The sequence below is a fragment of the Lactobacillus kalixensis DSM 16043 genome (genome assembly GCF_001434335.1).
In the GTDB taxonomy this organism is placed as follows: domain Bacteria; phylum Bacillota; class Bacilli; order Lactobacillales; family Lactobacillaceae; genus Lactobacillus; species Lactobacillus kalixensis.
The window spans coordinates 1-12,856 of sequence record NZ_AZFM01000041.1 but is presented as its reverse complement, the minus strand read 5'-3'; the positions used below and the strand labels follow the sequence as shown (position 1 = coordinate 12,856).

Below are 12,856 nucleotides of genomic sequence, written 5' to 3'. Positions count from 1 at the left end.
AAAAAGCCAGGAAACATGCGAAAAGAGCATGAATCTTAGCTTTCAAGTTTCAGTTATATAGTAAAAAGAGATGAGACAGAAAAAAGAATCAAAAAAAGCCCTATCCATCCCCACATAAAATGAAGAGATTTTCGGACAAATTTCATTAAATTCCATTCAGTATTAATGATTTGTTTTAAAATTTAGATCATTATTTCAAATTTGTATTTGAGTTAGCTCTTGGATTTTTAAAATTAAAAACAATCGTCAAAAAAGGACCGTATCCCATTTAGGAATACAGTCCTTCTTTCTTAACTTGCCTTACCAAAATTCTTTGTCACTTCATCTTTATCTTGAAAATCAATAACATGAATATTATGTTCTTCTAATCCATCTGCAAATTGTTGAACATCACTATTAATTCCATTAACTAAAACATTGAAAGAAGAATCCCGGTAATTATCATCCAAATATTCAATAGTATCACTATATATTCCGATAATTGCTTCCATAGAATTTTTGGATAAAGTATTATACAACTTTGTTAATTTATTGATACCTAATTCAGGCGTAAAGTTATATTCAAATGTATATTGTTGTTTAGTTTTCCCCAACGCAATATTATTTGTAGTAAAATAATATACATTTTTATCCTTGTTAAAATAATTTTTCACATCATCGAAAAAGATACCTTTAGTATTTGCCCTATTTGTCTCACCTAAATCAGAAATTCTCAAAAGTAATTGAACAAAATCAATAATTGCTTGTGACAGATCTCTTAATTTTACATTTTCCTTATTAATGTGACTATTCGTAACATTAAAATCAAATGACTTAAGATACCAGTTAAACAAACGATAACGTGTTGTATTCTTTTTATTTAAGTCAATTCCGTTCATTTCCATATTCCACAAAGTGTAACCTTTGTCTGTTAAAGTAAAGTTATCTTCACTCTTTTCAATGATATTAAATAAAATACTATCTCCGAAATAATCGGTAAATTGTGTCAGAACTTGAATATCATGATTATCAATTGCTTTAAATTCTACTTCATCTTTTATCCATTGAGTCCATTGGGATTGAATTTTATCTAGAATAGTATTAGTAATGATAGTCATAATTTCACCTTCTCGTTAAAATAATAATGGAGTCAACTTTAAATCATATTTCTTCCTGTCTACATTAGTATAATCTAACATTTCATTAATTGCTTCTAAAAATCTTCTATAGCATATGACCTTATTAATTTCATACCATCAAAAAAGGACCGTATCCCATTTGGAAAATACAGTCCTTCTTTTTTCGATATTATTTTAAATTAACTTTATCTTACTTATTACCTTTACGTTTCTTTCTATCGGTGAAGCCCAGAAGCATTGCAAGACCTGCAAAAGCTAATCCAAAGATTGAAGCTTTACTATCAGATTCACCAGTTTGAGGCAACATTGTCTTCTTAGAAACATGGCTATTGTTGTTAGCACCGATAATATTATTTGAATTAATATCTGAATTGTAAACAGTGTTGGTTACCCCTGAACCGTTATTACCATTCAAGTTTTCACCATGAGTGCCTGAATTACTTGAGTGGTTTGACTTGCCAGTGTTAGGTTTGCCAGTGTTTTCATCATTACCGCTGTTGCCATTGTTGTTTGATGGAACATTGTTATCATTATTGTTGGTTGGAGTCTTATCACTAGGGTTAGTTGGTGTGTTATCACCTGGATTGGTGTTGTTTCCACCATTATCTGGATTAGTTACGTGGATGGTTACTGGTACTTCATCCTTTGAGCCATCTGGGTAAGTTACCACAATTACAGCTGGCTTGTTACCTTCAGTACTTACATCTGGAGTATCTTTCCAAGTGTACTTAGTGCCATCTGGTAAATCGCCCTTGTTCTTAATACCTTCTGCTGGATCTGGTACTACACCGGTCTTAGTGTTCACATCTTGACCTTCTGGGGTGTACTTATCTGCATCAGTTGGAGTTGCTGGATTAGTTACGTGGATTGTTACTGGTACTTCATCCTTTGAGCCATCTGGGTAAGTTACCACAATTACAGCTGGATTGTTACCTGCTGTAGTTACATCTGGAGTGTCTTTCCAAGTGTACTTGGTTCCATCTGGTAAGTCACTCTTGTTCTTGATGCCTTCTGCTGGATCTGGTACAACGCTAGTCTTAGTGTTCACATCTTGACCTTCTGGTGTGTACTTATCTGCATCAGTTGCTGGGTTGGTTACGTGGATGGTTACTGGTACTTCATCCTTTGAGCCATCTGGGTAGCTTACAACAACAGTTGCTGGCTTGTCTCCTGCAGTAGTTACATCTGGAGTGTCCTTCCAAGTGTACTTAGTACCATCTGGTAAGTCACTCTTGTTCTTGATGCCTTCTGCTGGATCTGGTACAACGCCAGTCTTAGTGTTCACATCTTGACCTTCTGGTGTATTTTTATCGGCATCAGTAGTTACCTTGATTGAACTTGCTGGAATGTTAACGTTCAAGTAAGTTGGATTGCCATTTGCATCCTTATCAGTAAAGGTAATCTTAATTACGCCGCCTTGACCATTTGCATCAGGCTTAGTTGCCCAAGTAGTAGAAGCAATTTTATCAGTTGGAATGTTGTTATCTACTAATTGACTGAATTGTTCATTAGTCAAGTCTGAACCAAGATCAACATTTACTGGAGTAATTACAGTCTTAGCACCGGCACCCTTAGCATCAATGGTAAATGGATTAGTAGTTACAGTACCATTCTTTGAGCCCAAGATATTCTTAGCAATATCATTGTTAGTAAAGTCAACATTTACACTAGTAGTGATTTCCTTACCAGCTGCTGTAGCAGTATCAACGTTAGTATCTGGAGTTGTAGTCCAGCTGATAGTTGATGAATCAATAGTAATTGGAGTTGCAGTAGTTGAGAGCTTACCGTCAGTTAGTTCGTAACCTTGAGCAGTTACAACACCAGCTGGTGAAAGAACTTGTGAATTTTCAGTAGTTTCGTGAGCATTAAGCTTAGAAGTGTCAACTGTAGTTACAATAGCACCGTTGTCACCCCAAGTTACAGTTTGACCTGGTGCAGTAACAATTACTGGAACAGTTGTTTCATCGGCACTCTTGTCTGGATAAGTTACAGTTACAGGAACATTGTAAGCACCTGGAGTTACATCAGTACCTGGTTTAACAGTGATAGTACCAGTTGATGGATCAATTGTAGCCCAATCTGGTGTATCTGTACCTGTAGTAAATGTAGTTCCAGTTGGAGCAGTAGTATCCTTACCATCTTGATCAGTAAATGATGGATCATCAGTTGCAGTTTGACCTTGTTCAACATTTACTGGCTTATATGATGGAGTGTATTGACCGCTTATAATAAGATCACTACCAAATGTCATGTGTTGTGGTGACCACCAGTTAAAGTTGTTAAGGAAACTCTCCATATAATCTGGCGCATCAGTCAAAGCCGCATTATTATATTCAGTCTTATTTGCATCTGATGCAGCAGATTCTGCTACTGTAGCTGAACCATTAGATTCACCGAATTTAGCGACGCCTTGACCAACAAAAACTGTACTTACATTTGTACCTTGTTTTACAAAGCCACTAGCATTATTGCCCCATTGGTTAGTATTATGTTCTTTTACAATGTACCATTTGTAAGGTGTAGTTGAATTTTCATCCCATTGCTGTAATGGTGTGACTACATTAGTTGCTGACTTATTAATATCAACTTCAACGTTATTACTTTCTAAGCAGAGAAAGGCACCTGTCTTACCATCGGTCTCATCACCGTTTACACCAACAGCCTTACCAAATCTTTCAAAGTTAACATATTTTGGTGCTTCAAAATCAATAATAGACTTGGAACTTGTACCCCACATAGTAATTAAACCAACATGAGGCAAGTTTCCGTAAGGGCCATTACCGTTTTGGAAGAAATAACCATAATTATTAGCATGATCTTGTAAGTCAAGACTACCACCATTTACGAGTAAAGATGATGTCATGCCTCCACCAAGACCTACAGTATTGAAACTTAACAAAGCTGATGAAGATTTATCGCTAGTACGGTTTACTTTAAAAGTAGCATTTTTACCAATTCTCAAGGTTGGGTTAAGGTTTATTCCATGCATCCCCAAGTTGATAACACCATTGTGAATACCGCCTAAGCCACCAGTTGATGCTGCAGCGCCACCATTCATAGTACCTGTACCATTACTTGTAGTATTTTGAGCAGTGGTAATGTCTACTGTGCCACCATCCAAAACATCAATATCATCAGCATAGATAGCTGCTGAGTTGCCATCTTTCAAATCAATCTTAAGAGTAGCATTCTGACCAACTTTGATTAATCCGGTTCTGACAGAATCAATGGTTCCTTGACTGGCGCTACCGTCAAAAAAGATACCCATGGCATTTGAAGTTTCACCATTAATAGTTAAATTAGCGCCATTATCAATGATTACATTTCCACCATTATCTGTAGAATCAATGAAAATTGCTGCATTGTACTGCACATTCTTTTCATCGTCGCTATGGTTAATAGTAGTTGAACCATCAGTAACTTCAACACTCTCAACTAATAGTGCAGCGTTACCGTCTCCATGAGTAATATTAATATTATTGTTACCAGATAACTTTAAGTCAGCTGAATTACCACCGGTTTGACCAAATTGACCATTACCATCAATGTTAACATTCTTAAATGTGACCTTAGTCTTATTGCCAAATTTGATAGGGCTATTGGTATTATATTTAATATCATTTGAACCCTTACTATTTTCGGTATTATCACCAACAAAGGTAAGGTCCTAATTTTTATTATTGTAATTAAAGTTAAGATTCTTATCTGCTAGATTTAAAGTGTGTGACCCAAGATCGATGGTAACTGCGCGAGCGTTGGCACCATCAATATCTGTATTTTCTGTGTAGCCAGTAAAATCAACATCGCTAGTTAAATTAATAATGCTTGTATTACCATTACGTAATGCATTTAAGAAACTTGCAGAATCTGTAACATTTTCACTTTGACCAGTTTGATTTTCGTTTTGAGCAGATAACTCTTTTGGTACAGAAATATCTCTGCTCTTAATTGATGATTTATCTGTCTGCTTTACGGCAGGTGCTTTATTAGTAGTAGCTGCAGACTTTATATTATTTTCATCTTTACTATTATTTTCCTTACTGGTAGTACCAGTTGCATTAGCCGTAGACTCTATATTATTTTTAACTACCTTAGAATCCTGTGACTCTTGCTTTGGAATTTTAACTTCTGATTGCTTAAGATCTTTAGAATTAGTTGATTCAGCAGTATTCACCTTTTGAGTAGATTTAGTATCTACTGTATTTTGATTCGAAACATCGACTTTTTGTAATTCATTCTTAGTAGATTCTTGATTTTCTACAGAATTAGACTGAGTTTGTACCTCCCCATTTTGATTTTCGGTATTAGACTTTACATCCATTGATGTATCGGATGTAGGCGTCTTGACTGTTTCAGTTTGCTTAGCTGTGTCAATAGTATCAGCCTTTACACTCTGACCAGATGCCATACCAAAAAGCGTGAATCCAATCAATACGGAAGCTGCGCCAATTGTGAACTTTCTAATTGAGAAGCGTTCTTTTCTCGGCTCCATCTTTCTTAATTTTTCCTTGTAATTATTTTTAGATAACATTCTTGTTCACCTCATATAAATCACAATTCAGATCAAAGTTATCATATTGAAGCATAACGGTTATTGATGATCCATTCCATAGAGTGAATTAGTCAATAAAATACAACCGATTATTCTAAAATTTCTAAAGTAAAACTAAGTTCAGTTAATCTAAATCTATTTCACCGTTAGCAACTTCACATAACCCATCGTTATTATAACACCTATGATTTTATATAGCTGCACTTATTTGTACTTTTTTCACACTTCTTTATATAAAATATTTAAATACTTAAATAACAGTAGCAATGGATTGATTTGTAAAATAAAAAAGGACCGTATCCCATTTAGGAATACAGTCCTTCTTCTTTGACTTTAAACTCTATTTAAAGCCTAACTTTTTATTCATATGTTCAACTTTTGCTAGTTCTTCTTACGACGTTTCTTACTTACAACTGCGAACAATCCTAATGAAACAACGTTGAGAAGTGCCAAGCCCAATGTGCTCAAAATGCTACTATTCTTTTCACCTGTTTGAGGCAAAGTATCTTTCTTTTCATTAGATACTGAAGTAGAAGCTGTTGGAACACGTCTGCTATTTACAGTTGGTCGAGGTGTTACATTCTCGTTTTGACTCTTTGGTCTATTAGAATCTGATGATCTACGTGGTTTATTAGTTTGTTCAGTTGGCGTAGGAGTAGGAGCAGTTGGTTGAGGTGTTGGTGGTTGAGGAGTTACAGGTTGTTGAGGAGTTGGAGTTTCCGGTGTAGTTGGTTGATCAGGAGAAGTTGGGTTCACCGGAGTGGTTGGTTGACCAGGTATTTCTGGAGTTACCGGAGTTGATGGTGTGTATGGTACTGGAGTGTCCTTGCCTGGATCAGTTGGCGTTACGCTTGGAACACTTGGAGTGTAACCTGGAATTTCTGGTACTGGTTCATCTGGTGTTACCTTCGTTGGATCGGTTGGGTATTGTGGCGTTGGCACATTTGGAATTGGGTTTCCTTCTGGGTCAACTGCGATAATCTTTCCGTTTGGTGTGTATGTTACTGTTACTTCAATATCATTTTGAGTTACGGCAGTTGCATTAACTTGACGTTTATCTGCGTGGTAACCCTCAACAATTGGAGTGTCTACTTGATCGTAAACTGACTTTTCACCCTTAGCAATTGACCAATCAGTAGTATATTGTCCGTCCGCAATAACGTTACCAGTTACAACATCAACAGTAACAGTTCTCGTCCACTTAGAGGTTTGAACATTATCAGCAGGAGTCTTGTCACCAGCACCTACATAGTGAACAGTTTCCTTAACATTCTTGGTTACCTCATTTGGATCTACACCATGCTTGTCTGGAGTATCTGGTCCAACCGGAATTCGGCCATGACGGAATGTTACTTGGAAGACTTGTTCGTTTCCATCAATATTATCAAATACTGGGTTACCGCTGAAGCCATCGTTTACAAGGACATAGCCTAATTTTTCGTATTTAGCGATTTCATCAGCAGTTGAGTAATTAATTGTCTCTCCAGCCTTACCAGTCAAGGTATCAGATTCGGATAAGATCTTATTATTGTCATCTAAGTCAATGTATTGAACCTTAGCCTTTTCTTCTTGATTCTTAGTGTAAATAACTGGAGTGTCCTTAGTTGGATCTGGAGGAGTTACAGTATTTACATTTGGAGTGTAACCATCAATGCTTGGTACTGGTTCATCTGGAGTTACCTTGGTTGGATCAGTTGGATCGTTTGTGTAAGGTACATTTGGTACATTTTCACTTGGATTCGTTGGGTTTGGAATTGGGTTACCGCTTGGATCTTGTGGGACAATGCTTCCAACCTTCTTGTAAATTACTACGAATGTTCTGTTACGTTTTGCTTCAACTGCGTCTGCTGTGGTAGTAAAGCCACCAGCAACAACCTTACCGTTATCATCACGAGTGTAGCCCTTAACGGCTACGTAGCCATCGATTACTGGGACATCTTCAGCATCAAAGTCATGGCTAGTTGCATTCCATAACCCTTTACTAATTAAGACATTGGTATCTCGATTATAAGTATCACCAGAGTATGTGAATTTGAAAGCTTGGCTCTTAGCTAAAATAAGTTCATTACCTTCTTCATCAACATACTTCACAGTTTGTGATGCATTAAGAGATTGTTTATTTTCAACTTTGGTATATGGAAGATAAGTTACAGTAACTTCAATATTTGCGCTGTCCTTGGTAATTTTATAAGGTTCAGGGTCAACATTTATACCATCTTCATAATCATCAGGCGAAACATGGTCTACATAATATCCTGTTTCTTCAGGTGAATTAACATATTTAAACCAACTGTCCCCTGGCGTCCAAGTAATAGTAGGCGTTGCAGTATTATCCTTGTCAACAATCCATTGACCATTAGCATCTTGCTTAGCGTTAACTAATTCACCGGTTACCTTGTTAACATAAGCAAGTCCATTGAAAGTAATAGTTTGCTTAGCGTTGGCAGGAATCTTTCCGGTAAATTCAGTCCCATCAGCATTTACATAATTTACTGTTAAAGTAACTTCTTTCTTCAATGCATTTGGCCGCGCATTTTCTGGAGTGTTTTTAGGTACATCTGGAGTTGGCGTATCTGGTGTAACTGGTTGTACACCTTGGGCAAAGTGAATCTCAAAGTTTTGGACCTGGTTATCGTCAGTAAACTTAGCCCCATCAGCTGGGTAGTTGTTGCTTACTAAAACGTAACCTTCTTTTTCATAGTCGCCAATCGTCTTAGTTCTTCTTGGCTTATCTTGACCAATTTCAGAATTACCACTGAACTCCTTGCTAGTTGGTCGATAAAGACTGTTAGTTCCAATTCTACCGTTGATGTCATCAACATGAAGAATTTGTCCCGTAGTGTCATCAATGTAGGTAATCGTTGCCCTTTGCGTCCAGTAAACGTAATTAACTAGTGAAGGGAAAGTAACTGGGTTTGAAGCAGTAAGCGTTCTCCCAGTATCATACTTACCCCACGTACTAGTTTCATATGGCAAGATGGTATAGTTGTATGTTTTTTGTGAATTACTATAATCGCCATCTTTAGGCACATTGTTATTAGCATTACCATTGCCCGTTGCATTGTGTTCGGCTGGATTAGTATAAAGAAAACGTACTTCTTGGAAAACAATTTGCCCAGCTAAACCAGCCTTTTCACGATTTCCTTCATCAACTTGATTTAGGGTCATTTGAGTTGGATCAAGAATGGTGTAGTGGTTTGGATTAGTGACAAAATCATAATCAGCCGGTGGTAAATCAGCTGCTACCCGCCCCCGGTCAAGCTTACTGTCTGGAGAGTAAGCACCAGCGGCCTTAGCATAAGTAAACCAAGCTCGATATTCAACTGTTCCTTTATCATCAATAATTGTAGATTGAGAGTAGGAAGTTCCACGAGTAGTTACACGGGTCCCTCTTATTACATCTCCCTTATGATAAGGAGTTCCTACAACTAAGGTCCCATTCTTTTGGCTTGTTGGAATATCGAGGTCATAGTCTCCCGCAACATAATTAGGAGTAGCACGAACATCGTAGCCTTCCTTATCTACTGGTCTCGTAGTATAGCTACTACCCTGCCATCCATATTGAACATAGTCATCACGCAATTTCTTACCACTTTCATCGCGGTAAGTAGTAGTCTCTGCAACCCATTCAGGAATTGCTATAATCTGCGAAACTGAGCCACCTTTATCGACTTGGTCATCAAAAGTACTATATACTGGCGTAAACCAATTGCCATCATCGACCAGTTTTTGTAAAGTAAATTGCTTTCCGCCAGTAGATGTATTAGCGACAACAATTTCAGCATAATCATCAACTTTATATGAAGTACCACCATTCACATCGGTTGGAATAGTAATAGTTGTAGCAACTGTATTGTCACTGTTAAACTTCATGAAGTAAAACTTGGTTGGGAGACCAGTACCATTAACATCCGCTTCACTAACCGAATAGGCGTACCGGTTACCTACACCATTTTTACTTCCGCCAGTCACTATATAACTATTAACAGTTTAGTGGGCAGGATTAGGATCTAATGGCACATTATTTGCATTGTAACTCTTAGCATAACTTTCATTATCAGTTACGCTATAACCCTTGCTTGTTGGTGCTGGTATTTCCGTTTGCGTAGCACCTGAAGCACTATTAACTGCAGCAAGCAATGACGCTCTAATTTCATTTCCATTGATACCGCTTTTTGCATCAATTGTAGCAATTTGAGCTTTCAAACTGTTAATAGTAACTTGATTATTATTTAACTGATCAATGTCAGTTAAGTTGTTGGAATCTGATAGTGTTCCTTTTGACAAATCAGTTACATCATCTGAATTGTTTTTTGCAGACTCAGCTGTACTACTATCTTTAACATTCTGTTTGCTATTTTGTGAAACAGCTGGAGTTTGTACAGCTTCATTTTGGTTTTTGACAGTATCTGCCACTGAGTTTTCAGTTGTATTTTTAGTTTCAGCTGTCTTAGCTGTTTCAACTGACTCAATCACAGATTTAGTATCTTTTTCTGAATCTTGTGCTTTTTCAGCTACAGAGGTATCAGCATTAGTTTCTGCTGAACCTAAATCTTCAGAAGAAGTTTCAGTATTAGCAACATTAGCATTTACTGAAACTTGATCATCACTATTTGATACATCTACAGACTCTTTATTACTTTCGTCCTCGGAAGACGTGCTAGTCCCCGATTCTAAAACGTTGTCTGGAACTGAGTCGGCAGCACTTACTGCCTGCCCAGTTTGAATACCAAAGAAGAGTGAACCGATTAAAACAGAAGCAACACCAACCGTAAATTTTCTAATAGAAAATCTATCTTGTCGTTCTTCCATTTCTACGCAGTTTCTCTTTGTAATTGCGTCTCGACAACATGTTATTTCCTCCTCTGTTTATGCAATATTAAGATCTATTTCTTTGTTATTTATTAGAATCTTAAAAAACATAACGTTTGTTATAGTCTTATTATATTATAAACATTTGTAATTTGTACAGCTCAAGGTACTACTGTTGAGCTATTCTTTCACTATAAGTATTGCTATACATAGCAAGAAATAACAGTTAATCTGGTTGCAAATAGTATAAAAATTATCAAATTTCGCTTTAATATTATGAGGAAAATCGCTTTTTATTTTTAATTTCTGGCAAAAATATATAATCTTGTTATTTGATTATATCCTTATGTTTTGCAAATAATATATAATATCCGAGCAAAATATAGTTATTCAATTTAAACATCTATATCATTTAGGTTTAAAAAATATACAAAAATAATTATTAATACCATACAGTCGCGAAAAAGGACCGTACCCCATTTAGGAATACAGTCCTTTTTTGTCGCTTTAGATACCGTCTAAAGACTTTTATTTTGTTTTTTGATCTTCAACTAGTCCTTCTTGCGACGCTTCTTGTCCGCACCAGCAAGCAATGCCAATGAAATCAAGTTAATTAGTGCTAAACCTGCAGCGGTCATAGCTTCATTATTATCTTCACCAGTTTGTGGCAATGTTGCCTTAGTTTCCTTGTTTTCTTCAGTAGCAACAGTTCTCTTTACTGGAGTTTCGTCTCTATTAACTGCAGCATGAGGAACTACATTCTTAGCTGGAGTTGATGGAGTCTTATCATCAGTAGCATGTGGAGTTACTGTTTCATCTGGTGTTGATGGAGTATCTTCAGGAACATCAGGCACATCTTGTCCGTTTGGAGTTGGTGCTGGAGTTTCAGGTGTTGCTGGAGTAGCTGGAGTTTCAGGTTGTGGTTGAGGAGTGGTTGGCTGTGGTGTGCTTGGTTGAGGTGTATCAGGAGTTACAGGAGTTTGTGGTGTGTAAGGAACCGGAGTATCCTTGCCTGGATCAGTTGGAGTAACTGTTGGAGTTGATGGAGTCATACCAGGAATGTTTGGAACTGGTTCATCTGGAACAACCTTGGTTGGATCAGTTGGATCAGTTGGGTATTGTGGTTGTGGCACATTTGGAATTGGATTTCCATTTGGATCAACTGGGATGATCTTACCGTTTGGAGTGTAGTTTACAGTTACAGTCTTGTTAAGATCATCTGGAGTTACTGTTTCACCACCAGCAATACGCTTATCTGCGTGGTAGTAGTTGACTACTGGAGTATCTACACGACCGAATGTGTGACTTGATACATTCCAAGGAGTAGTTTCAATGATCTTGCCAGTTACATTATCAAATGTAATAGTTCTGGTGAAGTCAAAGCTTTGTACATTATCCTTAGGAGTATTTTCACCTGCACCGGTGTAGTGGATAGTTTGTGTACCAGTTCTCTTAACAGCATTTTCATCTGTACCGTCTGGATACTTAGGTCCATCTGGATTATCAGGGTTGACTGGTTCACCCGGCTTACCTGGCTTGTCTGGAGTAACAGTAGTTGTAGTGTGTTCTACATAGATGGTTACTGTTTGAGCAGTATCACCGATTACTGAAGGAATAGTTACATCTGGATTAATTACCTTGTAACCCTTATCAGTAAGTTCAGTAATAGTCTTGGTCTTGTCGTAAGTGAATTCAGTACCGGCCTTTTGTTCACCAGAATTCTTACCGTAATCTGGCAAGTCAACGTTATCAGTAGTATCGTGAACGATTACTGAGATTGAACCCTTCTTAGCAACATCTGGAGTGTATGGTACTGGAGTATCCTTGCCTGGATCAGTTGGTGTTACTGTTGGAACACTTGGAGTGTAGCCAGGAATATTTGGTACTGGTTCGTCCGGAGTTACCTTAGATGGATCTGTTGGATCAGTTGGATATTGTGGCGTTGGCACATTTGGAATTGGCTTACCACTTGGATCAACTGGAATAATCTTACCGTTAGGGTTGTAAGTTACTGTTACAGTATAGTCCTTATCACCGCTAGTAAGAGTTACGCCCTTAACGCTAGTCAATCCATCTCCATCTTTACTGATGCTTACTACGTGGTAACCAGATACGTAAGGTACTCTTTGACCACTTACTTCTTGGCTAGGTGACCAAGTAATTGGAGTTACCCATTCACCAGTTACCTTATCAAGTACACCTTGACCTTCAAAGTGAACAGTTTGAGTTACTGATTCTGCTACCTTGTTACCATTTCCGTCAACGTATTCAATCGTACGAGTTACATTCTTAGTTACTTGATCTGAACCTTGTGGGTACTTAGGACCATCTGGATCATTAGGGTTGATTGGTTCGCCTGGCTTACCTGGATCAG

General features: G+C 37.4%; 6 protein-coding genes. All 6 read right to left on the bottom strand.

Annotation, left to right across the window (positions count from 1 at the left end; translation table 11 throughout):
* Positions 1–290 precede the first annotated feature (290 nt).
* The gene (locus FC46_RS08770; protein ID WP_057799873.1) at positions 291–1,097 is read right to left on the bottom strand and encodes a DUF1828 domain-containing protein; all 807 of its coding nucleotides are present in this window, start codon (positions 1,095–1,097) and stop codon (positions 291–293) included.
* Between the two features lie 211 nt (positions 1,098–1,308).
* Positions 1,309–4,491, bottom strand: a complete 3,183-nt coding sequence (locus tag FC46_RS10060) for a Rib/alpha-like domain-containing protein (protein WP_157046821.1) — start codon at positions 4,489–4,491, stop codon at positions 1,309–1,311.
* Between the two features lie 294 nt (positions 4,492–4,785).
* Positions 4,786–5,649, bottom strand: a complete 864-nt coding sequence (locus FC46_RS08760; RefSeq protein ID WP_057799871.1) for a YSIRK-type signal peptide-containing protein — start codon at positions 5,647–5,649, stop codon at positions 4,786–4,788.
* 402 nt (positions 5,650–6,051) lie between these two features.
* Positions 6,052–9,642, bottom strand: coding sequence for a mucin-binding protein (locus tag FC46_RS10425; RefSeq protein ID WP_057799869.1), 3,591 nt, complete (start codon positions 9,640–9,642; stop codon positions 6,052–6,054).
* Positions 9,643–9,660: 18 nt separating this feature from the next.
* Positions 9,661–10,482 (bottom strand): YSIRK-type signal peptide-containing protein, encoded by an 822-nt coding sequence (locus FC46_RS08750; protein WP_057799867.1) that lies wholly within the window; start codon positions 10,480–10,482, stop codon positions 9,661–9,663.
* A 551-nt stretch (positions 10,483–11,033) separates the two neighbouring features.
* The coding region (locus tag FC46_RS08745; RefSeq protein WP_157046820.1) for a mucin-binding protein at positions 11,034–12,856 on the bottom strand (1,823 nt) is incomplete at its 5' end.